We start from the raw sequence: 21,711 nt of genomic DNA, 5'->3' as shown, positions 1-21,711 counted from the left end.
GAGAGGCGGGCTCAGGGGACGGCTCCGGTGATGCTCAGCCGACCGGGGTGAGTTGAGCGAGGGAGGCCACCCGCTGGATGTAGGCGTCCGGCAGCTCGCGCAGGAGGGTCGCCACCTCCTGGTCGCGGATCGCCGGGAGGGCGGTGACGGCGTCCGCGGCGAGGTCGCGGCAGTAGGCGAGCGTGATGTCCACGATCCCGCCCGCCCGCAGTCGGCGCAGCACCTCCTCCACCCGCTCGTCGGACATGTCCCTGCCCAGCAGGTCGGAGACGTCCGCGCCGGTCATCAGCAGCGGCAGGCTGTAGACGCCCTGGCGCAGGTCGTTGCCCGCCGGCTTGCCGAGCCGCTCGCTGGACGCGGTCAGGTCGAGCAGGTCGTCGAGGATCTGGAAGAGCAGCCCGAACCGCTCGCCGTACGCGGCCATCCGCACCCTGTCCTCGTCGGACGCGTGCGCGCACACGGCCGCAACCAGGCACCCGGCCCGGAACAGCGCCGCCGTCTTCCCTGTGACGGACCTGAGCGCCGACTCCTTGGTCCGGTGCGGGTTGAACAGGTCCGTCGTCTCCAGGTACTGGCCCTCGGCCAGCTCCACCACGGCCGCCGCCAGCACCTCGGCCACCGGCCTGGACACCGCCGTGATCGCGGCCAGCCCCGCCCTGGCCAGCATGAAGTCGCCCACGACCAGCGCCCTGCCGTCGCCGAGCTCGGCGTTCAACGTCCGGGCCCCGCGCCGCTGGGTGGCTCCGTCCATGAGGTCGTCGTGCACCAGCGACCCGGCGTGGATCAGTTCCACGCAGGCGGCCGCCGTGACCACGCGCCGGTCGGGCGTCTTTCCCAGAGCGAGCGAGGTGGCGAGGGTCATGGCGGGTCTGAGCCGTTTGCCGCCGGCCCTGATGATCCTCCCGGCGGCGTCGTTGATCGCCGGCAGCGCGGACGACCCGCCCAGCCGCTGGACCCTGGTCTCGACCTTGCGCAGCCCCTGGGCGATGGCGGGCGTACTCAGCAATTGATCCATATGTCCAGCCTGCGCCGTGGCCGCTGTGCCACGCCTGAGAGACCCTGAGGCCCCTCTCAGCCGGATCCAAATTGACCCTGACATCGTGTGAGGCGCTATGCCAGGATGTGCCGACTCTAGGAGGACATCATGGGGATCGCCGGAAGGATCGACGAGCTGCTGAGCTCCGGCAAGGCTCCCAACCTGCACGGCGTCGTGGTCGTCCAGGACGGGCAGATCGTGCTGGAGCGCTACGGGGCGGGAGACGATTTCCGGCTCAACGACCCCCTCGGGCATGTCACGTTCGACGCCGGCACGCCGCACGACCTCCGGTCCGTGACCAAGAGCGTCGTCGCGCTGCTGTACGGGATCGCGCTCGGCGACGGGCTGGTGCCCAGCCCGGGTGACGGGCTGCTCCAGCACTTTCCGCAGTACCCCGACCTGGTCGAGGGCAGGGAGCGGCTCACGGTCGAGCACGCGCTGACGATGACGCTCGGGCTGGAATGGGACGAGAGCGTCCCGTACACCAGCAGCGCCAACAGCGAGATCGCCATGGAGGAGGCGCCCGACCGGTACCGGTACATCCTGTCGCGTCCGGTCATCGAGGAGCCGGGGAAGCGGTGGCTGTACTGCGGCGGCGCGTCGGCGCTGATCGGCAGGCTGATCGCCGACGGGGTGAAGGCGCCGCTGGAGGAGTTCGCCAGGGAGCGGCTCTTCGGGCCCCTGGGCATCGACGCCGAGTGGATGACCTATCGCGGGGTGGCGATGGCGGCGTCCGGGCTGCGGATGCGCCCGCGCGACCTCGCCGAGCTCGGCCGGCTCGTGCTCGAAGGGGGGCGCGGGCTGGTGCCGGAGAGCTGGATCGGGGAGATGCAGCGCTCCCGGGTCCGCATCGCCGACGGACACGAGTACGGCTACCAGTGGTACGTCACCCCGGGCCGCTGGGTCGCCGCGCACGGCAACGGCGGGCAGGCGCTGGTGGTGGTGCCCGACCGCCGGCTGGTGGTGGCCCTGACGGCCGGCGACTACAACTCCGACCAGGTCAGCACCGCAGCGGTGATGGAAGAGCTGCGCAAGGACTGAGCGAGGCCCACCCCGGCTCACGGGGGAGGCCGCCCGGGGTGGGGAACTAACGGGAGGGCCTGGTCAGGGGCCCGGTGCAGGAACTGTTCAGGGGGTGAGGAGGACCCTGCCCAGGGCTGTGCGGGACTCCAGGAGGCGGTGGGCCTCGGAGATCTGCTCCAGCGGGAGGGTGGCGTGGACGTGGGCGCGGCTGCGCCCACTCGCGAGCCTGGCGAGGATCTCCGGGTAGTGGGTGCCGAACACCTGGGCGGCCCAGGCCGGGCCGCTGCATCCGGTGACCGTCACTCCGCGTTCCATGAGGTCGGCGGCGGTCACGGCCGGAGGCTCGCCGCTCAGCAGGCCGTAGTAGAGCATCCGGCCGGTGCCGGGGGTGAGGCGGCCGAGGACCTGTCTGGCGGACGGGCCGCCGATGGACTCGAAGACCACGTCCACGTCCGGTAGCGCGTCCGGCCAGCCGGCTTCGCGGTGGTCGAGCACCTCGTCGGCGCCCAGCGCGCCGGCCCGGTCCCGCTTGGCCTGCGCGCCCGCGGTGGCGATCACCTTGCCCGCGCCGAGCTCCTTGGCGTGCTCGATCAGGTACGTGCCGACCGAGCTGGCCCCGGCCTCCACCAGGACGGTCTCGCCACCGGTCAGCCCGGCCCTGTGCAGCAGCGCCAGCGCGATCGCGCCGGGCGCGCCGGCGGCCACGGCCTCGACGGGGGTGACGCCGTCCGGCACCGGGCTGGTCAGCGATACGGGCACCGCCACGTACTCGGCGTACGCCCCCGCCCCGCCCGTCACGCCGACGCGGGCGCTGCCGAGCAGCGCGTCGTCCACCCCCGCGCCGACCTCGACGACCTCTCCCGCCGCCTCCGCGCCGAGGACGGCGGGGAGCGGCAGGGGCACTGGCATCGGCAGGGTGCCCGCGCGGAGCTGGGTCTCGGCGTAGCTGACGCCGATCGCCTCCGTCCTGATGACGATCTGGCCCTCGCCCGCCACCGGCCGCGGCCGCTCTTCCAGCTTCAGCACCTCGGGACCGCCCAGCTCGTACGCCACGATCGCGCGCATGACCACACCTCCATAACTGAACCATTGGTCCAGTTACTATATGGACCGTCGGTCAAGTTTGTCCATCGGCGAGAATGACCGGATGGAACGTCGAGAGCGGGCAGACGCCGCGCGCAACCGGCGGGCGATCCTGCGTGCCGCCGAGGATCTGCTGCGGGAGCACCTGCCCGAGCAGGTCTCCGTCGAGCGGGTCGCCGCGGCGGCCGGCGTCGGCAAGGGCACGGTGTTCCACCGCTTCGGCAGCCGCATCGGCCTCATGCAGGAGCTGATGGCGGAGCGGGCGCTCACCCTGCAGGAGGCCGCCACGGAAGGGCCGCCGCCGCTCGGGCCGGGTGCGCCCCCGAGAGAGCGGCTGGTCGCCTTCCTCGACGCGGTGGTGGCGCTGGCCGCGCGCAACGCCGGGCTGATGGCCGCGCACGAGCACGCCATCGCCACCAGCAGGAGCGGGCCGCGCCAGGCCAACCCCATCTACGTGTTCTGGCACACCCACGTGTCGGCGCTGATCGCCGAGGCACGTCCCGACGTCGACGCCGAGCTGATCGCGCACGTCCTGCTGGGCACGCTGCACATGGAGCCGATCTCCGGCATGCTGCGCGCAGGGGAGTCCAGGCGGCTCGCCGCCTCCCTCGAGGAGCTGGTGACCGGCCTCCTCAGAGAGGGAGCCGGGTGATGGCGGCGTGGAAGGCGGCCACGGCCGCCCTGACCGCCGGATGCTCGCCGTACCCCCTGCGGAAGGCGGCCAGCGTGCGGCGGTTCAGCGGCAGCGCGGCCAGCGTCACGCCCTGTGGGGGTGCGAGCGCCGCGAGGTGCGGCACCAGCGCGACTCCCTGGCCCGCGGCGGCGAACGCGAGAACGGTGTCGTAGTCGTCGATGTGGTGCCTGACCCGCGGCTCGAAGCCCGCCGCCTGGCAGGCCCTGATCGCCATCGCGTAGCAGAGCGTGCCCGGCGTGCTGGTGATCCACGGCTCGTCGCGGGCCTCGCCGATCGAGGTCCGGTTCGTCAGGTACATGGGCTCGCTGAACAGCGGCTCGGTCTCCAGTGACGCGTCGGTGACCGGCGGCACGAAGTCGTACTCGTGGACGAGCGCGACGTCGAGCTCGCCCGCTCGCAGCGCGGCGGAGACGTCAGCGGGGTCGATCTCGGAGATCATCGGTTCCAGCGCGGGGTGCGCGCCGGACAGCTCCGCGAGGGCGGGCGGCAGCAGCACTCGGGCCGCCGTGGGGAACGCGCCGACCCGCAGCGGCCCCGACGGCCCGCCACGTGCCGCGGCGAGCGCCGCCGACGCGCGTTCGAGCTGCTCCAGGACGGCCTGCGCATGCTCGACGAGCAGCCGCCCGGCAGGTGTCAGCGTGACGGTGCGGCCGGTGCGTTCGAGCAGCGGCACGCCCGCCTCCCGCTCCAGCGCGCTGAGCTGCTGCGACACCGCCGACGGCGTGAACGTGACGGCCTCGGCGACGGCGGCGATCGTGCCGCGCTGGGCGAGTTCGCGCAGGAGGTGAAGCTTGCGTGGGTCGAGCATCAGGCCAGCCTAACCGGCGAGCATCAGGAGAGCTTAAGCTCGACCGCAGAGATCCGCGCTGGACCTAACGGGTCGCGGCACGCGAAGCTCGAAGCATGCTGAGGGGAATCCATGTACCGCTGGTGACGCCGTTCGACTCGTCGGGCGAGGTGGCGCTCGACGCGATCGACAAGCTCGCCGGGCACGTCCTCGACCAGGGCGCGTCCGGGCTGGTCGCGCTGGGCACCACGGGAGAGGTCGCGGCGCTGACCTCCGCCGAGCGGTCCCGGGTGATCGACGTGTGCCGCCGGATCTGCGCCGAGCGCGGCGTGCCGCTGACGGTCGGCGTCACGGGCAACGCCACGCGCTCGACGGCGGAGGCGCTGAAGGCTTTGCCCGACGGGGTCGCCGCCGCGCTGGTGACCGTGCCGTACTTCCTGCGCCCGGCCGAGCGGGGGGTGATCGCGCACTTCGAGGCGCTGGCCGAGGAGACGCCGGTGCCGTTGGTGATCTACCACATCCCCTACCGCACAGGTCAGCAGGTGAGCGCCGCCACCCTGCGCCACCTCGGACGGCACCCGATGGTCGCCGGAGTGAAGTACGCGGCGGGCGGCATCGACCAGGACGCCGTCGACCTGCTCGGCGACCTGCCCGACGGGTACGACGTGCTGGGCGGCGACGACGTGTTCGTCTCGCCGCTGCTCGCGCTGGGCGCGTCCGGGGGCATCCTCGCCTCCGCGCACCTGGCCACCGACCGGTTCGCCGAGCTCGTCGAGGCCTGGCACGCCGGAGACACGGCCAGGGCCAGGGCGCTGGGGCACCGGCTCGCCAGGCTGTCGGCCACCCTGTTCGCCGAGCCCAACCCGACCGTGATCAAGGGCGTGCTGCACGCCCGCGGCCTGATCCCGACCCCGGACGTGCGGCTGCCGCTGCTGCCCGCGAGCGCGGAGTCGGTCACGCGGGCCGACTCCGCGTGGCGGCTCATCGAGGAGGACGGCGCGTGACAGGCGGGCCCGCGCCGTCCCTGATGGCGGTGCCGACCTCGCCGACGCGCTCGGCGAGCAGGCCGATCGCGCCGACCGCCCGGGTCATCGGGTCGTCGTCCGTGCCGCCCAGGGCCTTCTCCCTGAGGTAGGCCGCCTTGATCTCCGTCCAGCGGGACTGCTGGGCGGGGGTGAGGCGGCCGCGGAGCTCCGCCAGCCTGAGGAGGTTGGCCTCAGCGTCGGCGGTGAGGGTCTGCGCCTCGCCGAGGTAGTGGTCGTCGATGACCGCCTCCAGCTCCTCGTCGTTCATCGCCGGGACGATCCGCTCCGCCAGCTTGTTCATGTTCCGGTAGGAGCCCTGGAGCCGGTACGGGGGCTCGGTGCGGGCGGCGTCCGACTGGGCGGCCGAGGCGATGTACGCCTGGTTGTTGGCCAGGACGACGTCCCGCACCCTGATCAGCTTGCGCAGGACGCTGAGGATCTGGTCCAGCTCCGTACGGGCGTACGGGTGCTTCAGCTGGTCGGCCCTGACGGCCTGGTCGCCGCGCGCCAGGCGCACCAGCAGCTCCACGTCCCCCCTGTCGCGGGCCGACAGGGGCGCGAGGACCGGGTTCGAGGTGAGCGCCGTGTCGATGTAGCTCAGCGCGAACAGATCCTCCCTGCCCGAGAGGACGTCGCCCAGGTTCCACACGTCGGCCCGGTTGGCGAGCATGTCGGGGATGCGGAAGCGCTGCCCGGACTCGGTGTACGGGTTGCCCGCCATGCACACCGCGAAGCGCTTGCCCCGCAGGTCGTAGGTCCGGGTGCGGCCGTTCCAGACGCCCTCGATGCGGCGCTGCGCGTCACACAGCGAGATGAACTTCTGCAGCAGCTCCGGCGAGGTGTGCTGGATGTCGTCCAGGTACAGCAGCGTGTTGTTGCCGGTCTCCAGGGCGAAGGAGATCTTCTCGACCTCCTGCCTGGACGTGGCGTCGGGCGCCTCCGCGGGGTCGAGCGAGGTGACCGCGTGACCCAGCGCGGGCCCGTTGACCTTGACGAACACCAGGCCGAGGCGGCTGGCCACGTACTCCATCAGCGTGGTCTTGCCGTAGCCGGGAGGGGAGATGAGCAGCAGCAGGCCCATCTGGTCGGTGCGCCTGCTCGCTCCGGCGGCCCCGAGCTGCTTGGCCAGGTTGTCGCCGATGAGGGGCAGGTACACCTCGTCGAGCAGCCTGTTCCTGACGAACGCGGACATCACCTTCGGCCGGTACTCGTCCAGCCGCAGCCGGGCCCGCTCCGTCGCGAGCAGCTCGCCGCGCCGCCTCTGGTAGGCGCGGTAGGCGGGGACCCGTTCGGTCCTGAAGCGGCGGGTCCTCGACAGGGTCTCGTCGAGGCGGAGTTCGAGCGTCCTGCCGGTGATGCGGGGGTGGGTGCCGAGCAGGTTCTCGACGGTGGCGGTGACCGTGGCGCCGGAGCCGTGCCTGGGCAGGTCGCAGAGCTGGACGGCCAGCGCCTCGGGCAGCTCGGGGGCCTGCTCGAAGGCGCCGAGCCAGGCGTCGGCCAGCTGGATCCGCTCGGCGAGCGGCAGCGTCGCCAGCTCCTCGTCGAACTCGCGGGCCCTGGCCGGGCCGAGCGCCTGGCGGAACCGGTCGAGCAGGCCGCGCGCCGCCGCGCTGGTGACGAACCCCGCCGGGTTGGCGGCCAGCTCCTCGACCAGGTACTCCCCGGCGTCCAGAGCGGCGTCGGGGGTGGGCTGGGCGAGGCTGGTCAGGAACGTCCCGATCTGCGCGGACAGCTCGGCTGACAGCGCCTCCAGGGCCGGGGGCGGGCCGAAGACCGAGCGGGCGCGCACCAGCGACACGGCCCGCGTGGTCAATGTTTTACGTGAAACCTCGTCGATCCCGAACGTCCAGAAGAGCTGGGCGGCGGCCCTGGCCTCGGGGAGGTAGCGCAGCAGCCCGGCCCCCTCACGCAGCCTGAGCAGCGTGTCGAGGATGGCGGTGGCGTCGTGGTCGTGGACGCCGCGCTCATAGCCCTCGTCGTAGCGCTCCTCGGCGGCCCGCCGTACCAGGTCCGGCAGGGACGCGCCGGGCGTGACCTGGCTCACCAGGGACGCCGCCAGGTGCTCGGCCCGGTAGACCTCCGGCGTCTCGGAGACGAGCAGCTGGTCCCAGAAGGGGCGGGTGTCGGCGAAGGCGGCCGGCACGGGGGCGCGGTAGTCGGTGGCGGTGATGGCGAACTGGACGCCGTTCTCCGCCGGGACCAGCGTGAGGTCGACGGGCTGGGTGTTGACGGCGAAGCGGTGGCGTCCCAGGCGGAGCGTCTCGCCGCCGTCCGCGAACAGGTCCAGGCGGTCCCGCAGCGTCCGTCCGGCCTCCTGCTGGGCGGCTTTGACGCGGCCCTCCAGCTCCTCGGCCCGCACCTGGTCGCCCAGCTCGCGCAGCTCGGCGGCCACCGCGTGCAGCCTGGTCACCATCGGGTCGGTGGCGAAGTAGGTGTTGACCTCGTCCAGCGAGCCCAGCGTGGACGTCCTCCTGGCGACGCTGCCCAGCACCCGCTCGGCGGAGGCGAAGATCCGGTCGGCGCGGCGGGCGAGCGCGTCCAGCTGCGTCTGCTTGCGCGCGGAGAACGCCTCGTAGACGTCGTCGCGCTCGGCGGCGAGCTGGGACGCGAAGTCGTCGAACTCGCCGAAGCGGGACTCCAGGTCTTCCAGGCGCAGCATCAGCCGTCCGAGCTGCTCGTCGCACCTGTTGGGCGTGTCGGCGACCGCCAGGGCGCCGGTGACGGCCTGCCCGAGCAGCGCGAACTCGGCCGCGAAGGCCGCCCGCCCTTCCGCGCCGAGCAGCTCCTTCCTGCGCCCCTCCAGGAGGGCCCGCGCCCGGTTGACGCCGCCCAGCACCTCGGCGATGCGCTCCAGGATGCGGGTGCGGACGGTGGCGTCGGCGATGTCCAGCGAGCCGACGACCTCGGTGACGACCTCCAGCCCCTCCGCCTGGGTGGCCAGCCGCTCGGTGACGGGCTCCGCGCCGGCCACCGTGGAGATCGCCGCGGCCTCGGCGGCGAGTCGCTCCACGGCCTCGTGGTAGCCGGTGAACGCGTCCTCGCCCTCCAGGAAGGCCACGGCCCGGCCGCCTGCCGAGACCAGCTCGGCGGCCAGCTCCTCGGCCAGCGCGTCGAGCCGGGCGAGGTCGAGGTAGCGGACCTCGCGCAGCGTCACCAGCCGCCCCTGCGTCCTGCGCAGCGTGGCCAGCAGGCTCACCCAGCCGTCGGCCGTGGCGGGGGAGTCGGCCCTGGCCTGCCGGATCAGGGTGGTCGTCTGCTCGGCGGCCTCGTCCAGCGTCCGCCGTGCCTGGGCGGTGAGCTGCTCGACGTGCTCGTACTCGTCCAGGACCTGCTCCGCGGTGGCGCGCACGTCGGCGAGCGGCTCGCCCAGGCCCTGCTCACCCAGCCAGTGGTAGTGGTCGAAGGCGCGGGTGCAGGCGTCGATCAGCGCCTCGAACGTCGCGGCCGACGGCGTCATCTCCTCGATCATGCGGCCGATCGACAGGCAGTCGGACAGCCCGCGGACCAGCTCGGCGTTGCCGATGCGCTCCAGCGGCCCCGTGCCCGCCGGCCGCGCGGCGGCGTAGGTGTCGGACACGTACGGGGTCTGCCAGACCTGCATGGGGTGGACCCGGGTCGGCTCCTCGGAGGTGGCGCGGAAGACCACCATCGTGCCGTCGTCGAACAGCGAGTAGCCGTGGCAGGCGACCGGGTTGGCCACCTCCTTCCTGATCACGTTGTACGGCAGCAGCAGCGACCGGCCGTCGCCCCTGGCGCGGAAGACGTACAGGGCGTCCTCGCCGTTGGGGGCGCGGACCACGCGCTCGAACTCGAGGTCCGTGACGTCGGCGTCGAACGTCTTGCTGACGCCGGTGGACAGGTAGTAGCCGCCGGGGAAGATCAGTCCTTGGTCCTCCGGGAGGCGGCGGCAGGCCTGGCCGATGCCGTCGAGCCTGGTCACGGACTTGGTCCGGGTGTTGAACACCAGGTGGCGCCGGGCTTCCTCCTTGTACGGCCTGATCCGGAGGAGTATCAGGGGGCCGATCCTGGCGTGCTCGACGTCGGCGTCCGCGAGGCTCTGGAGAGGCTCGTCGACGGGCTCGGCGTAGATGCCCTCGCCCGTCTCCGTGTTGTTCTCGATCTTGATGGTGAGGTCGCCGCCGACCGTCTCGACGAACACCTCGCCGCCGATCGAGATGTGCGGGTGACGGCCGAGGACGTGGTCGTCGCGGGTGGTGGGCGTCCAGGCGAAGTCGTGGGACGGCGGGAAGGCGTGGTCACGCTCCCCGCGATTGTCCTGATATTTCGTGACCCCGGTGGTGTTGACGGTCCAGCGCAGGACCCTCGTGTCGCCCGGCCCGGTCTGAAAGACCGCCAGCAGCTTCCCCTCGACCCGCCTGAGCTGCTGGAGGCCGGCGTCCTTGTAGTAGCGGTACAGCTCGGCGAAGTCCTTGAGGAAGGCGGGATCGTCGAGGGTCGGCAGCGTGCCGGGCGCGAAGGTGAAAGTGTCGCCGTCCCTGCTGAAGCGGTGCACCGAGAAGACGTCCGCGACGGTCGTCTCAGGCTTCAGGCCGATGAAGACGTTGTACCCGAACAGCATCACGTCCCCCAGAGAGACGATGTCCCTCGGGACGCAGTTGTTCTCCGTCCGGATGCGCTCGGTGCCGAGCAGGCGGAGCTCGGTGGCGCCGAACACCGCCAGCCGCTCGCGGTTCACCTCCTCGGCGACCGCCGCCAGCGCCTTGGCCTGGACCTCCAGCCGGTTCCTGAGCACCTCGTAGGTTCCGGCGTCGAGCTGCTCCGTCATCGTCAGGCCTTCGCCGCCGCGAGCGCGGTGACGGAGGAGTCGGCCACGCCGAGTCGGCGGGCGGTCTCCAGGAGCTCGCCGAGGGCCGTCGAGTCCGGGCCGCCCCGCTGGATGAGCCGCATGAGCAGGGCCGACACCGTCAGGTTCTTGACGTCCTCGCTGCGGACGCCGCCGATCACCGCGGCGAGGTCCGCCGGGAGGCTGGCCGTGCCGTTGAGGTACGGCCCCGCCAGCGACTGCGTCACCTGCGAGTGCTCGACGAAGCCGTCGACGACCTTGCCCGCGGTGATCGAGCCGACCACCTTGTCGAAGAACATGGTGTCGCCGCCGACGATGTCGATGTTGGCCTGGGCCAGCCCCGCCGCCAGCACGGACGCCTGCGACTCCGCCACCTGCCGGGTGACGTCGATGTGCTTGAGCCGGATCTCCTTGTCGGCCTCCAGGCGCAGGCGGTACTCCTCGTGCGCCCGGCTCGCCTCGTCCAGCGCGGCCATCGCCGCGGCCTTCGCCGTCAGACCCTCGGCCTCGGCCTTGAGCTTCTCGCCCACTGCCGCCGCCGCCGCGAGCGCCATCGCCTGCTCGCCCTCGGCCTGGGCCTTGAGCCGGTCGCCGTCCACGACGGCCAGCGCCTTGGCGCCTTCGGCCTCGGCCCTGAGCTTCTCGCCGAGCACCAGCGCCTCCGCGCGGCCGACCTTCTCGATCGCTTCCGCGTCGCGCTCCTTGACCTGCACCTGCGCCAGGCCGGACGCCGCCGACTCCGCCTGGATGCCCTCCGCCAGCCGGATCTTGGCGCGCGTGTCGAGCTCGGCGGCCTGCTGCCTGGCCTCCGCGAGCACCACTTCCTCGCGCGCCCTGAACTTGGAGGCCGCCTCCGCGGCCTCGGCTGCCTTGATGTCCTTGACCAGGTTCTCCTGCGCCTCGGCCTCGGCCGCGATGATCAGGCTCTGCCGGGTGCGCTCGGCCTCCTCGACCACGCGCAGCCGCTTGATGCTCTCCTCCTGCTCGGCCACCGTCCTGTCGACGGCGATGCGCTCGCGCACGACCTCGGCGATCGACCGCTTCTCGGTCTCGATCTCCTTGTCCTTGGCGATGCGTGACAGCTCGGTCTCCCGCTCGCGGGAGATGACCTCCAGCATGCGGTCCTTCTCGATCCGCTCGCTCTCGATCGCGATCACCCGCTCGCGGTTCTTCTCCGCGACCGCCACCTCACGCGCCCGGTTCTCGTGCTGGACGCCGATCTGCTCGTCGGTCCTGATGTTGGCGCTCTGCGCCTTCAGCCGCTCCTCGGCCTGGACGCGGGCGATCTCCGCGTCCTCGCGGGCCTTGACGGTCTCGATCTCGCGCCGCTGCTTGAGCTCGGCGTCGGCCTGGCGGCGCTCCAGTTCGAGGATGGCCTCGCGGGCGTCCACGTTCTGGCGGGTGATCTCCTTCTCCTCGTTGCGCCGGAACTCGTTGGTGCGCACGTGCTCGATCGCGGTGAGCTCGGTGATCTTGCGGATGCCCTGCGCGTCCAGGATGTTGCTCTTGTCGAGGGCGATGAGCGAGGTCTGCTCCAGGTAGTCGATGGCCGCGTCTTCCAGGCTGTAGCCGTTCAGGTCGGTGCCGATGAGCCGGACGATCTGGTCGCGGAACTCGTCCCGCTTGGTGTAGAGATCGACGAAGTCGAGCTGCTTGCCGGCGGTCTTGAGCGCCTCGGAGAACTTGGCGCTGAACAACTCCTGCAGCGTCGCCTCGTCGCTGGCGCGCACGGTGCCGATGGCCTGGGCGACCTTGATGACGTCCTCGGCCGTCTTGTTGACCCGGACGAAGAACGCGATCTTGATGTCGGCGCGGATGTTGTCGCGGCAGATCAGGCCCTCGCGGCCGGTGCGTTCGATCTCGATGGTCTTGACGGAGATGTCCATGGTCTCCGCCTTGTGGAAGACGGGGAGCACCACGGCGCCGGTGAACGTCACGTCCACCTTGTTGACCTTGGAGATGATCAGCGCTTTGCCCTGCTCGACCTTGCGGAAAAGGCGGCTGATGGTGACGAGCAGAGCCAGCACGATCACCAGGATGACTGCCAGGAAAATCCCTAAACCGGTGGAGATTACACCCATCAATGCTCACTTTCGTAGGGCATGACCCAGAAGAACTCGCCGTGTGCGTCGTATTCGAAGATGAGGGCGCTTTCGCCGCGGGCGAGCCGGTCCTGTCCGGTCGTCCGGACCTGGACGACGGCCGAGGAGCCGTCGGCGGCGGTCACCTCGGCCTGGCCGAAGTCGTTGGTGGCCTCCCCGGTGCGGATCACGCACGGCCTGCCGACGAGGTCGCCGCGGGTGGTCCCGCGCTCTCCCGCGAACAGGCGGCGCAGCGGCCGCAGCGCCGCGCGGGTCGCCAGCCACGCTCCCACCAGGGCGACCAGCGGGACGGCCGACAGCGGCGGACCGCTCACGAGCCGGCTGCCGACCAGGCTGAGCAGCCAGGCCAGCGCGATCATCAGCGAGAGCGCGATCCCGGCGGGCACGCCGCCCAGGCCGAGCCAGTGCGCGCCGGTGTCGTCCGGTTCCAGGAGCCCCGTGAGGACGACAAGCCAGTAACCGGCGACCACCAGCAGTAGAAAAGTGAAAATCACCGTCGGAAAGCTCATCGCGGCATGCAGGAACTCCGTCATCGGCCCCGTTTGTCCTATCCCCCTGTGATGCTGCCGGACTATGTATCCATATAAAGAACAGGTAAAAGAGAAGGTTCCCGAGAAAGCATGAAATTTCGTACGACTTGACCTCAACCATGGTCGAGGTTGCACGCTCTTCTGCATGAGTGCAGAAGAAGTCATGAGAGCAGCCGCGTTCGCGTCCCCCGGTGGCCCGGACGTCCTTCAGGTGATGGAGCTCCCGGCGCCCCAGGCGGGGCCGGGCCAGGTGCGGGTCCGGGTCAGGGCGGCGGGCGTGCAGCCGTACGACGCCGCCGTGCGCGGGGGCTGGGTCCCCGCGGGTGTCACCGGCGAGCTGCCGCGCATCCCGGGCAACGAGTTCGCAGGTGTGGTGGACCAGGTCGGTGAGGGGGTGACCGGGGTCTCGGAGGGAGCCGAGGTGCTCGGGTTCTCCTTGTTGAACAGCTACGCGGAGTACATCGTGGTGGCCGCGTCGCAGGTGACGTCCAAGCCGGACGGCGTGCCCTGGGAGGTCGCAGGCGCGCTGACCGCCGCCGTGCAGACCGCCGAACTGGCCGTGGACGGGCTCGCCGTCGGCCCGGACGACACGCTCCTGATCCACGGCGCGGCCGGCGCGGTCGGCACCGCCGCCGTGCAGATCGCGCTGTCACGAGGCGCCACGGTCATCGGCACGGCGCGCGAGGCGAACCACGCGTACCTGCGCGAGCTCGGCGCGATCCCCGTGACCTACGGCGCGGGCCTGGCGGACCGGGTGCGCGCCCTCGCGCCCGGCGGGGTGGTGGACGCGGCGCTCGACGGCGCGGGCGGCGAGGCCCTCGACGTGTCGCTGGAGCTGGTCGAGCGCCGCCCGCGCATCCTCACGCTGGTCGAGCACGCCAAGGCGGACGGGCTGGGCATCAAGGTGACCCAGGGCGAGCGGACCGCCGAACGCCTCGGCCGCTACGCCGCCCGGTACGCCGACGGCACGCTGAAGTTCCTCATCCGCCGGACCTACCGGCTGGACGAGGCCGCCGACGCGCACCGCGAGATCGAGACCGGGCACGGACGCGGCAAGATCGCCCTGCTCGTGGGCTGACCCTCACCGGTGGGCCGTTCGCTGCCGCTGGTGGAAACGGCCCACCTTGGCCCGGTTGCCGCACACGTCCATGGAGCACCAGCGGCGGCTGCCGTTCTTGCTGACGTCCAGGTACCAGAGCACGCACTCCGGGTTGGCGCACCTGCGCACGCGGTCAGGCCGCTCGCGCAGGATCCTGGTGAGGTCCGCCGCCGCCACCCACGCCGCGTGCCAGGACGGGTCGTCCACCACGACCACCTCGTACGGCTCGGCGCCGCGCACCTGTGGCCGCAGGCCGCCGTGGCCGAGCACGGCGTTCAGGCGTCCGGGGCCGCGCCCGTCGAGGGTGGCGCGCAGTGCGTCGCGGGCCTCGACCAGGTGGTCGCGGACGCGGTCCACGTCGTCGGCGCCGGGGAGGTCGTGGTCGGCGAGCCAGGCACGCACCCCTTCCAGGTCGTCGAACTGGTCGGCCAGGCTCCCGTGCTCCATCCACACGGTGTCGACCAGGTCCAGCGCCACAGGCTCGCCGCGGAGCGGGCGGACTCTCACCGTTTAACCTCTCAAATCGATTTGACTGGTTAGGTAGCACCATGCTATCACTTAACCGGCAAAAGCGATTTAGATGGTTAAGGAGAGAGTTGTGATGATTCGCTACCGCACGGCGGTGATCGAGGGGCTTGAGGTGTTCTACCGGGAGGCGGGCGACCCGTCCGCGCCCACGCTGGTGCTGCTGCACGGCTTCCCCACCTCGTCCATCGCGTACCAGGAACTGATCGTCGCGCTGTCGGACGAGTTCCACCTGATCGCCCCCGACTACCCCGGCTTCGGGCACAGCTCGGCCCCCGCCGCCGACACGTGGGAGTACACCTTCGACCACCTCGCCGATGTGGTCGACCAGCTCCTCGACTCGCTCGGGCTCACCCGGTACGCCCTCTACGTCCACGACTACGGGGCGCCCGTCGGCTTCCGGCTCGCGCTGCGCCACCCCGACCGGATCACCGGCATCATCACCCAGAACGGCAACGCCTACGAGGAGGGGCTGACGCCGTTCTGGGAGCCGCTCCGCACCGTGTGGAACGACCCGTCCGAGCAGAACCTCGCGCCCCTGCGCGAGAACTACACCAGGCAGGCCACGCACTGGCAGTACACGCACGGGGTCCGCGACGTCACCCTCGTCAACCCCGACAAGGAGGCGCTCGACCAGGCCCTCCTCGACCGCCCTGGTAACCAGGAGATCCAGCTCGCGCTCTTCCGCGACTACGGCACCAACGTGGAGCGGTACCCGCAGTGGCAGGAGTACCTGCGCATCCACCAGCCGCCGGTGCTGGCGGTCTGGGGCCGCCACGACGAGATCTTCGGGCCGGAGGGCGCCCTGGCCTTCGCCCGCGACGTCAAGAAGGCGCACGTCCAGCTCCTGGACGCCGGGCACTTCGCCCTCGACACCCGCGGCCCCCAGATCGCCGCCCTCGCCCGCACCTTCCTCCGCACCCTCCCGGACTGACCTCCCCTCCCCGCCGGAACCGCCGGAACCGCCGGGCCCGGCTTGTCCGGCTGTGCAGGGCGTCTGCCTGCCCGCTTCCGCGCCCGCTCAGGGTGCTCGCCGTTTACTGGAGGTCCTTGTGATCCAGCGCCGCCGTAGAGGGCATCCCTCTCATCCCACGACGACGGGCGCGTCCGTGCGCCCAGCCCCGGCGCACGCGGTGTCTTCCGCGTCTTCCGCGCGCGAAGCGTCTGCGCACGCGGGGCCCTCGAGGGAGGCCTCGGTGTTCGTGGCGTCCGCGCGTGGCACGCCCTCGGGAGACGACTCCTTACGCGTCACCTCTCCGCGTGAGGGGGTTTCCGCTCCTCGGGACAAGGGCGGGTCGGGGAGGCCGTCCGTCTGGGGGGTTGTGAAGGCGGTGGGGGCGTTGCTGGTGCTGCTGCTCCTGCTGGCCGCCGTCACCAGCGTCACCGGGCTGGCCCTGTTCGCGCTGCCGTTCGTCGCGACCGCCGCGCTCGTGGCCATGGCACCGGCCGCGCCGTTCGCGCAGCCCCGCAGCATCGTCGTCGGGCACCTCAGCGCGACAGCCCTGGCGCTCGGCGCGACGGCCGTCGCGGGCCCGTCCGTCTGGACGGCGGCGGTGGCGACCGCGCTGTCCCTGGCCCCGATGCTGCTGCTGCGCGCCCCGCACCCTCCGGCGGCGGCCACGGCCGCGCTGGTCGGACTCACCGCCCCCGCACCCCTGTACCTGCTCACCCCAGTGCTGGCCGCGAGTGCTCTGGTGATCGTGGCCGGCCTGGTCCTCGGCAGGGCCCTGCCCGGCCACGCCTACCCGGCCTCCTGGCGGTAGCGGACGACTTGACCTTGCCCCCGAGGGCAGGGTTTAGCGTCCCGGCCATGGAACAGACGAACACCCTTCACGGCCGGACAGTGCTCATCACCGGGGGAGGCACCGGGATAGGCCGTGCGGCGGCGCGGCAGTTCGCCGCCGCGGGCGCCGAGGTCCTCGTCGTCGGCAGGACCGCGGAACGGCTGGCGGAGACCGCCAAGGAAGCCCCGGGCATCCGGACGTTCGTGGCCGACGTCGCCGATCCCGACGCCCCTGTCGGCATCGTCGCCGCCGCGCTCGACGCGTTCGGCCGCATCGACATCCTGGTCAACAACGCCGCGATCACCCGTCCGGCGCTGCTCGGCGAGATCGACAGGCAGGTCGCCGGGGAGCAGATCGCCACGAACCTCCTGGCGCCCATGTTCCTCGCCCAGCACGCCCTGCCGCACCTGGAGACGGGTGGCGTGATCGTGAACGTCACGTCCAACCCGCCCCACTACGGCTGGCCGCGCAACTCGGTCTACGGCGCCACGAAGGTGGCTCTCGACTTCCTGACCCACACGTGGGCCGTCGAGCTCGCGCAGCGCGGCGTCCGCGTCGTCTCGGTGGCCCCCGGGGTGACGTCGACGCCGGTGATGAGCCACGCCGGCTTCTCGGACGAGCAGCTCGTCGAGCTGGGGAAGGAGCTCCGGGCCCGGATCCCGCTCGGCCGGATCGCCCAGCCGGAGGAGATCGCCTGGTGGATCGTGAACGTGACGCGTCCGGAAGCCGGGTACCTCACCGGTACGGTCGTCCGTGTCGATGGCGGGTTGAGCGTGTCTGGGTGAGGGCAGGGCGATGTTGATCGGGGAGCTGGCGAGCAAGGCGGGCGTCACCGTCAAGGCGCTGCGGTACTACGAGGAGCAGGGCCTGCTGCACCCCCGGCGGGCTCCGAACGGCTACCGGGAGTACGGCGAGTCGGCGGTCGCCCAGGTGGCGAACATCAGGCTGCTGCTCTCGAGCGGCCTCACCGCCCATGACGTCCAGGCCTTCCTGCCCTGCCTCGATCAGGACGTCGACGCCCCGATCTGCTCGGCGAGCATGGAGGTCATCTCCCGCAGGCTCACCAACGTGGAGAAGAAGATCGCCGCGCTGGACGTCGTCCGCGGACGTCTCGTCGAGGTGCTGGCCCGGGCCGGAGGCTCCTAGCCGCACCTCGCCGAGCACGGCGCCGCCTGCCCGGAGTGGTCAGAAGTGCCAGGGGAAGGGGGACCAGTCGGGGGCGCGCTTCTCCAGGAACGAGTCGCGGCCCTCGGCGGCCTCGTCGGTCATGTAGGCCAGCCGGGTCGCCTCGCCCGCGAACACCTGCTGCCCCACCAGCCCGTCGTCGATCATGTTGAACGCGAACTTCAGCATCCGCTGCGCCGTCGGCGACTTGCCGTTGATCTTGCGGGCCCACTCCAGGGCCGTCTCCTCCAGCGCGGCGTGCGGGACGACGGCGTTGACCATCCCCATCCGGTGCGCGTCGGCGGCCGAGTACGTGTCGCCGAGGAAGAAGATCTCACGGGCGAACTTCTGCCCCACCTGGCGGGCCAGGTACGCCGAGCCGAAGCCGCCGTCGAAGCTGGCCACATCGGCGTCGGTCTGCTTGAAGCGGGCGTGCTCCTCGCTCGCCAGCGTGAGGTCGGCGACGACGTGCAGGCTGTGGCCGCCGCCCGCGGCCCAGCCGGGCACCACGCAGATGACCACCTTCGGCATGAAGCGGATCAGCCGCTGCACCTCCAGGATGTGCAGCCGGCCGGTTGACGGGGTGCCGTCGGCGTACTGGTAGCCGTCCTTGCCGCGGATGCGCTGGTCGCCGCCGGAGCAGAACGCCCAGCCGCCGTCCTTGGGCGAGGGGCCGTTGCCGGTGAGCAGGACGCAGCCGACGTCGGTGGTCTGCCGGGCGTGGTCGAGCGCCCGGTAGAGCTCGTCAACGGTCTGCGGACGGAACGCGTTGCGCACCTCGGGACGGTTGAAGGCGATGCGCACCGTTCCCTGGTCGATCGCCCGGTGGTAGGTGATGTCGGTGAAGTCGAACCCCTCGACTTCCTGCCACGCCTTGGGATCGAACAGTTCGGAGACCATGGCCAGAGCCTAACGGATCTGCTCCTCGGCCCATTCGGCCCATTCGCGCTGCGCCTTGCCCAGCCGCAGGCCGTACTCCAGCGCGATCCGTCCGTACACCGACAGGTTGTCCGCGCCGCTCTCGACGTATTCGCGCATGCCCTCCATCCGCTCCACGTGCTGGGCGACCAGCTCGCCCTGGCGGCGCAGGTAGTCGCGGGCCTTCAGCCGGTCCACCTGGTGGAGGAAGAACACGCGCAGGAGCATGTCGCTACGCATGACCCTGGTCGGCTCGACCTCGGTCACCCAGTGGCGCAGCTCGGCCAGCCCCTCGTCGGTGATGGAGTACTCTTTGCGGCCGCGCGGCCCCTCGGCGGTCACGCTGACCAGCCCGGCTTCGGCTAGTTTGCCCAGTTCGGAGTAGAGCTGGCTCTGCGTCGCCGGCCAGACGTTGGCCAGCGAGACGTCGAACAGCTTCATCAGGTCATATCCGCTCGCGGGCCCCTCGGACAGGAGGCCCAGTACGGCGTGTCGAAGACTCATATTCCTATATTGACATATCCCGCATGGAGGTTCTAGCTTCGACATGTCTGCATAGGAACGTCATGGGGAGCATCACATGCGCGGTCTGCTGGGTTTCCTGCCCTGGATCGTCTACGCCGTCATCGCCACCGGCGACGAGTGGCGCTGGGGAGCCATCACCGGGCTCGTCATCGCGGTGGCGCTCGTCGCCGTCGACCGCCGGTCCGGCAAGGCCTGGGACGAGATCGTGATCGAGACCAGCGCCGTGGTCTTCTTCGCCTGCCTCACGGTGCTGTCGCTGATCGATCCGCACTCGCCGCTCACGCCGTACGGGCCGGCCCTGGTCAACGTCTGGCTGGCGGGCACCGCCTGGGGGTCGCTGGCCATCCGCAAGCCGTTCACGCTGGGAATCGCCCGCACGATGGCCCCCAAGGAGGCCTGGAACTCCCCGCTGTTCTACCGGGTCAACGTGGTCGTCACCGTGGCCTGGGCGTGCGCGTTCACCGTCGCCGCGGTCGCCCTGACGCTGATCCTCGCGACCGCGCCGCACGCGACCGCGCTGGTCATCACCGTCAAGGTGCTCAGCTTCGTCGTCCCGAGCGTCTTCACGGCCGTGTACCCGAAGATCGTTCAAGCTCGTGCGCGTGCCGCCAGGAACTAGGTGACCTCGGCTCTCAGCTCCGCCAGCAGTTCGCCCTGGTCGGCGAGCATGTCGGTGAGGATGCGCCGGGCGGCTCCGAGCAGATCTGCCAGCTCGGGTGTGGCCAGCGTGTAGACCACCGTGCTTCCTTCTCGGATTGCGCTGACGATTCCTGCCCTGCGTAGCACCGCCAGTTGCTGGGAGAGGCTGGACGCCTCGATGTCGATCTGGGCGAGAAGATCCCGTACGGGGAGCGGTCCTTCCTGGAGCAGCTCCAACACCCGGATGCGAGCGGGGTGGCCGAGCGTTCGGAAGAAGTCGGCCTTGGCCTGGTAGACCTCCACGTGCATAGTGTCAGACTAATCCAGCGCAGTTGCATAATTCTTCAAGTCGTAACGTTGTTGGATAGCATGACAGCGGGGACTAGGGAGTAGCCATGGGCCGAGGAAGAGCCAAGGCGAAGCAGACGAAGGTCGCTCGCCAGCTGAAGTACACCAATCACAACATCGACTATGACCGGCTCCGCGAGGAGCTGGGCGCCGACACGCGGAGCGACGAGATGCCCCCCACTACGGCGTCCGAGCAGGAGTCCGAACACGCGCGGTGACGCGGGTCCGCTTCGCGGGGGCGAAGGTGACGTTCTTCAGCCGCCTGGCCTCCGGCGCCGGATCCGGCGCCGTGAGCTCCAGGCGGTGCAGCACCTCGCGGATGATGACCCGCATCTCCAGCAGTGCGAGCTGCGCGCCGACGCAGAAGCGCCGGCCGCCGCCGAAGGGCATCCACGACCTGCTCTGCCGCCCGTCCAGGAAGCGTTCCGGCCGGAACTCGGCCGGTTCCGGGAAGGCCGACGGGTCGTGGTGCACCAGCGGGATCATCGGTCCCACGTACCATCCGGCGGGGATCTCGTAGCCGCCCAGCCGGAGCAGGGCGTCGAGCACCCTCGCGGAGATGCGTCCGATGCTCGTTCTGTGCGTCGAGGGCTACCCGGTCGCGCTGCGCGAGGCGGTGCTCCACGAGAAGCTCGCCGCCGCCTACGCGCGGGGGCGGCAGGCGGGCGTCGCGGCCCGCCTGAGCGCGGAGGCCGGCCCCGGATGCGGCCGTGTCGGAGGGCGTCACCGCTCGGTGGTGTGCGCGAGGACGGCCGCGGCCAACTCGCCGTGCACCTGCGGCGGCAGCGTGTGCCCCATCCCCTCCACCATGAGCAGCTCGGCCCCCGGGATCCGCTCGGCGATGATCGCGCCGTGGCCCGGCTTGGCCGGTTCGCAGGTGCCCTCGACGACCAGGGTCGGCGCCTTCACCCGGTGCAGCGCTCCCTCCGGCTCGAAGTCCGGGTCGGCGGCGTGGGCCAGCCGGTGGTTGGCCAGCGCCGACAGGTCGCGGGCCCGCTCGTAGATCCGTTCCTGGAGCCGCCGCTCCTCGTCCTCGTCGAACGGCAGCGCCGTGCCGTGCAGGACGCGCGCCTCGGCGATCATCCGGTCGATCTGCTCGCGCCGGTTCGCGGGCGGCGGGCTGCTGATCACCTCGGTGAAGAACGCCACGAACTCGGGCGTCGGCGGCGGCAGGCTCCCCTCCGGCTGCGGCTGCCCCATCAGCGCCCGCATCAGCACCTGCCCCTCGTGCCCGCCCAGTGGCGAGGAGCCGATCACGGTGAGGGTCCGCACCCGCTCGGGGTGCTCCACGGCGATCAGCTGCCCGAGCAGGCCGCCCGCCGAGTGGCAGACGAGGTGCGCGCTGTCGAGCCCGTAGGCGTCGAGCACGCGCAGCACGTCGTCGTTGATGTCACGCCAGGTGTAGGGACGGGCCGCGAAGTCGATCGTGCCCGACCTGCCGGTGTCGCGGTGGTCGTAGCGGATCACCCGGCGCCCGCCCGCGGCCAGCCGCCCGACGAACGCGTCCGGCCACAGGACGCCCTGCGACATCGAGCCCATCACCAGCAGGATCGGAGGGTGCGCGGGGTCCCCGAACTCCTCGGTCCAGAGTTCCACGCCGTCAACGTTGATCAGGTTCGTTTGCA

General features: G+C 71.3%; 21 protein-coding genes and 1 pseudogene. 10 read left to right on the top strand and 12 right to left on the bottom strand.

Annotated features, from left to right (window positions below; all coding sequences use genetic code 11):
- Positions 1-34 precede the first annotated feature (34 nt).
- Positions 35-1,015 (bottom strand): polyprenyl synthetase family protein, encoded by a 981-nt coding sequence (locus tag ABZ297_RS01480; protein ID WP_355337578.1) that lies wholly within the window; start codon positions 1,013-1,015, stop codon positions 35-37.
- A gap of 129 nt (positions 1,016-1,144) precedes the next feature.
- Between ABZ297_RS01480 and ABZ297_RS01475 the strand changes: the two genes are divergently transcribed.
- Positions 1,145-2,077: a serine hydrolase gene (locus ABZ297_RS01475; protein WP_355337575.1), complete on the top strand. Its 933-nt coding sequence runs from the start codon at positions 1,145-1,147 to the stop codon at positions 2,075-2,077.
- An 87-nt stretch (positions 2,078-2,164) separates the two neighbouring features.
- Here the strand turns inward: ABZ297_RS01475 and ABZ297_RS01470 are convergent, their stop codons facing one another.
- Positions 2,165-3,124, bottom strand: a complete 960-nt coding sequence (locus ABZ297_RS01470) for a zinc-binding dehydrogenase (protein ID WP_355337572.1) — start codon at positions 3,122-3,124, stop codon at positions 2,165-2,167.
- 82 nt (positions 3,125-3,206) lie between these two features.
- Here ABZ297_RS01470 and ABZ297_RS01465 point away from each other — a divergent pair, with 82 nt between their 5' ends.
- A complete protein-coding gene (locus ABZ297_RS01465) occupies positions 3,207-3,794 on the top strand; it encodes a helix-turn-helix domain-containing protein (protein ID WP_355337569.1) in 588 nt (195 codons plus the stop codon).
- Here ABZ297_RS01465 and ABZ297_RS01460 read toward each other — a convergent pair.
- Positions 3,775-4,644 (bottom strand): LysR family transcriptional regulator, encoded by an 870-nt coding sequence (locus ABZ297_RS01460; RefSeq protein ID WP_355337566.1) that lies wholly within the window; start codon positions 4,642-4,644, stop codon positions 3,775-3,777. The genes ABZ297_RS01465 and ABZ297_RS01460 overlap by 20 nt on opposite strands.
- 95 nt (positions 4,645-4,739) lie before the next feature.
- Here ABZ297_RS01460 and dapA point away from each other — a divergent pair, with 95 nt between their 5' ends.
- Positions 4,740-5,627, top strand: a complete 888-nt coding sequence (dapA, locus tag ABZ297_RS01455) for a 4-hydroxy-tetrahydrodipicolinate synthase (protein ID WP_355337563.1) — start codon at positions 4,740-4,742, stop codon at positions 5,625-5,627.
- On the opposite strand, the gene ABZ297_RS01450 is transcribed toward dapA, so the two are convergent.
- The 3 genes from ABZ297_RS01450 to ABZ297_RS01440 are packed head-to-tail and all read right to left on the bottom strand — an operon-like array spanning position 5,605 to position 13,048.
- On the bottom strand, positions 5,605-10,434 hold the full coding sequence (locus ABZ297_RS01450; protein WP_355337560.1) for a DNA repair ATPase: 4,830 nt from the start codon (positions 10,432-10,434) through the stop codon (positions 5,605-5,607). The two genes, dapA and ABZ297_RS01450, sit on opposite strands and share 23 nt — an antisense overlap.
- Before the next feature lie 2 nt (positions 10,435-10,436).
- Positions 10,437-12,533 carry a flotillin family protein gene (locus tag ABZ297_RS01445; RefSeq protein ID WP_355337557.1) on the bottom strand — a complete coding sequence of 699 codons (2,097 nt, stop codon included), beginning with the start codon at positions 12,531-12,533 and terminating at the stop codon, positions 10,437-10,439.
- Entirely contained in the window at positions 12,533-13,048 is a 516-nt protein-coding gene (locus ABZ297_RS01440; protein WP_355337554.1) for a hypothetical protein, read from the bottom strand. The genes ABZ297_RS01445 and ABZ297_RS01440 overlap by 1 nt, the downstream gene beginning before the upstream one ends.
- Positions 13,049-13,229: 181 nt before the next feature.
- Here ABZ297_RS01440 and ABZ297_RS01435 point away from each other — a divergent pair, with 181 nt between their 5' ends.
- Positions 13,230-14,162 (top strand): NADP-dependent oxidoreductase, encoded by a 933-nt coding sequence (locus ABZ297_RS01435; RefSeq protein WP_355337551.1) that lies wholly within the window; start codon positions 13,230-13,232, stop codon positions 14,160-14,162.
- 3 nt (positions 14,163-14,165) lie between these two features.
- Here ABZ297_RS01435 and ABZ297_RS01430 read toward each other — a convergent pair whose 3' ends face one another.
- Positions 14,166-14,690, bottom strand: coding sequence for a CGNR zinc finger domain-containing protein (locus tag ABZ297_RS01430; RefSeq protein WP_355337549.1), 525 nt, complete (start codon positions 14,688-14,690; stop codon positions 14,166-14,168).
- Positions 14,691-14,784: 94 nt separating this feature from the next.
- Here ABZ297_RS01430 and ABZ297_RS01425 point away from each other — a divergent pair, with 94 nt between their 5' ends.
- The 4 genes from ABZ297_RS01425 (at position 14,785) to ABZ297_RS01410 (ending at position 17,638) form a co-directional block, all read left to right on the top strand.
- Positions 14,785-15,642 (top strand): alpha/beta hydrolase, encoded by an 858-nt coding sequence (locus ABZ297_RS01425; protein WP_355338100.1) that lies wholly within the window; start codon positions 14,785-14,787, stop codon positions 15,640-15,642.
- A 262-nt stretch (positions 15,643-15,904) separates the two neighbouring features.
- Positions 15,905-16,471, top strand: a complete 567-nt coding sequence (locus ABZ297_RS01420) for an HPP family protein (protein WP_355337546.1) — start codon at positions 15,905-15,907, stop codon at positions 16,469-16,471.
- Between the two features lie 47 nt (positions 16,472-16,518).
- Complete coding sequence (locus ABZ297_RS01415; RefSeq protein WP_355337543.1) at positions 16,519-17,277, top strand: SDR family oxidoreductase; 759 nt, start codon at positions 16,519-16,521, stop codon at positions 17,275-17,277.
- A gap of 10 nt (positions 17,278-17,287) precedes the next feature.
- Entirely contained in the window at positions 17,288-17,638 is a 351-nt protein-coding gene (locus tag ABZ297_RS01410) for a MerR family transcriptional regulator (RefSeq protein ID WP_355337535.1), read from the top strand.
- 39 nt (positions 17,639-17,677) lie between these two features.
- Here ABZ297_RS01410 and ABZ297_RS01405 read toward each other — a convergent pair whose 3' ends face one another.
- Entirely contained in the window at positions 17,678-18,556 is an 879-nt protein-coding gene (locus ABZ297_RS01405; RefSeq protein WP_350805059.1) for a 1,4-dihydroxy-2-naphthoyl-CoA synthase, read from the bottom strand.
- 9 nt (positions 18,557-18,565) lie between these two features.
- Positions 18,566-19,078 (bottom strand): PadR family transcriptional regulator, encoded by a 513-nt coding sequence (locus ABZ297_RS01400; RefSeq protein ID WP_355337532.1) that lies wholly within the window; start codon positions 19,076-19,078, stop codon positions 18,566-18,568.
- A gap of 76 nt (positions 19,079-19,154) precedes the next feature.
- Between ABZ297_RS01400 and ABZ297_RS01395 the strand changes: the two genes are divergently transcribed.
- Positions 19,155-19,718, top strand: a complete 564-nt coding sequence (locus ABZ297_RS01395) for a hypothetical protein (RefSeq protein ID WP_355337529.1) — start codon at positions 19,155-19,157, stop codon at positions 19,716-19,718.
- Here ABZ297_RS01395 and ABZ297_RS01390 read toward each other — a convergent pair.
- On the bottom strand, positions 19,715-20,047 hold the full coding sequence (locus ABZ297_RS01390; protein ID WP_043615149.1) for a metalloregulator ArsR/SmtB family transcription factor: 333 nt from the start codon (positions 20,045-20,047) through the stop codon (positions 19,715-19,717). The genes ABZ297_RS01395 and ABZ297_RS01390 overlap by 4 nt on opposite strands.
- An 86-nt stretch (positions 20,048-20,133) precedes the next feature.
- Here ABZ297_RS01390 and ABZ297_RS01385 point away from each other — a divergent pair.
- A pseudogene (locus ABZ297_RS01385) lies at positions 20,134-20,235 on the top strand (DUF3073 domain-containing protein); the annotation flags it as partial.
- Positions 20,236-20,266: 31 nt separating this feature from the next.
- Here ABZ297_RS01385 and ABZ297_RS01380 read toward each other — a convergent pair.
- Both ABZ297_RS01380 and ABZ297_RS01375 read right to left on the bottom strand, forming a co-directional pair.
- Complete coding sequence (locus ABZ297_RS01380; RefSeq protein WP_355337525.1) at positions 20,267-20,635, bottom strand: cytochrome P450; 369 nt, start codon at positions 20,633-20,635, stop codon at positions 20,267-20,269.
- 174 nt (positions 20,636-20,809) lie between these two features.
- Positions 20,810-21,711: alpha/beta fold hydrolase (locus ABZ297_RS01375; RefSeq protein ID WP_355337522.1), on the bottom strand; the 902-nt coding region annotated here is incomplete at its 5' end.

Origin of the sequence: Nonomuraea sp. NPDC005983 (assembly GCF_040614375.1) — a bacterium.
In the GTDB taxonomy this organism is placed as follows: Bacteria; Actinomycetota; Actinomycetes; order Streptosporangiales; family Streptosporangiaceae; genus Nonomuraea.
This window is presented reverse-complemented; position numbering and strand designations above follow the sequence as displayed.

Excerpts from the sequence above, each read along its gene's own strand:
- ABZ297_RS01475 (WP_355337575.1), top strand. The coding sequence starts at position 1,145 with ATGGGGATCGCCGGAAGGATCGACGAGCTGCTGAGCTCCGGCAAGGCT.
- ABZ297_RS01470 (WP_355337572.1), bottom strand. The coding sequence starts at position 3,124 with ATGCGCGCGATCGTGGCGTACGAGCTGGGCGGTCCCGAGGTGCTGAAG.
- ABZ297_RS01400 (WP_355337532.1), bottom strand. The coding sequence starts at position 19,078 with ATGAGTCTTCGACACGCCGTACTGGGCCTCCTGTCCGAGGGGCCCGCG.
- ABZ297_RS01410 (WP_355337535.1), top strand. The coding sequence starts at position 17,288 with ATGTTGATCGGGGAGCTGGCGAGCAAGGCGGGCGTCACCGTCAAGGCG.
- ABZ297_RS01480 (WP_355337578.1), bottom strand. The coding sequence starts at position 1,015 with ATGGATCAATTGCTGAGTACGCCCGCCATCGCCCAGGGGCTGCGCAAG.
- ABZ297_RS01460 (WP_355337566.1), bottom strand. The coding sequence starts at position 4,644 with ATGCTCGACCCACGCAAGCTTCACCTCCTGCGCGAACTCGCCCAGCGC.
- ABZ297_RS01425 (WP_355338100.1), top strand. The coding sequence starts at position 14,785 with ATGATTCGCTACCGCACGGCGGTGATCGAGGGGCTTGAGGTGTTCTAC.
- ABZ297_RS01415 (WP_355337543.1), top strand. The coding sequence starts at position 16,519 with ATGGAACAGACGAACACCCTTCACGGCCGGACAGTGCTCATCACCGGG.
- dapA (WP_355337563.1), top strand. The coding sequence starts at position 4,740 with ATGCTGAGGGGAATCCATGTACCGCTGGTGACGCCGTTCGACTCGTCG.
- ABZ297_RS01465 (WP_355337569.1), top strand. The coding sequence starts at position 3,207 with ATGGAACGTCGAGAGCGGGCAGACGCCGCGCGCAACCGGCGGGCGATC.
- ABZ297_RS01445 (WP_355337557.1), bottom strand. The coding sequence starts at position 12,533 with ATGGGTGTAATCTCCACCGGTTTAGGGATTTTCCTGGCAGTCATCCTG.
- ABZ297_RS01405 (WP_350805059.1), bottom strand. The coding sequence starts at position 18,556 with ATGGTCTCCGAACTGTTCGATCCCAAGGCGTGGCAGGAAGTCGAGGGG.
- ABZ297_RS01390 (WP_043615149.1), bottom strand. The coding sequence starts at position 20,047 with ATGCACGTGGAGGTCTACCAGGCCAAGGCCGACTTCTTCCGAACGCTC.
- ABZ297_RS01450 (WP_355337560.1), bottom strand. The coding sequence starts at position 10,434 with ATGACGGAGCAGCTCGACGCCGGAACCTACGAGGTGCTCAGGAACCGG.
- ABZ297_RS01395 (WP_355337529.1), top strand. The coding sequence starts at position 19,155 with ATGCGCGGTCTGCTGGGTTTCCTGCCCTGGATCGTCTACGCCGTCATC.
- ABZ297_RS01435 (WP_355337551.1), top strand. The coding sequence starts at position 13,230 with ATGAGTGCAGAAGAAGTCATGAGAGCAGCCGCGTTCGCGTCCCCCGGT.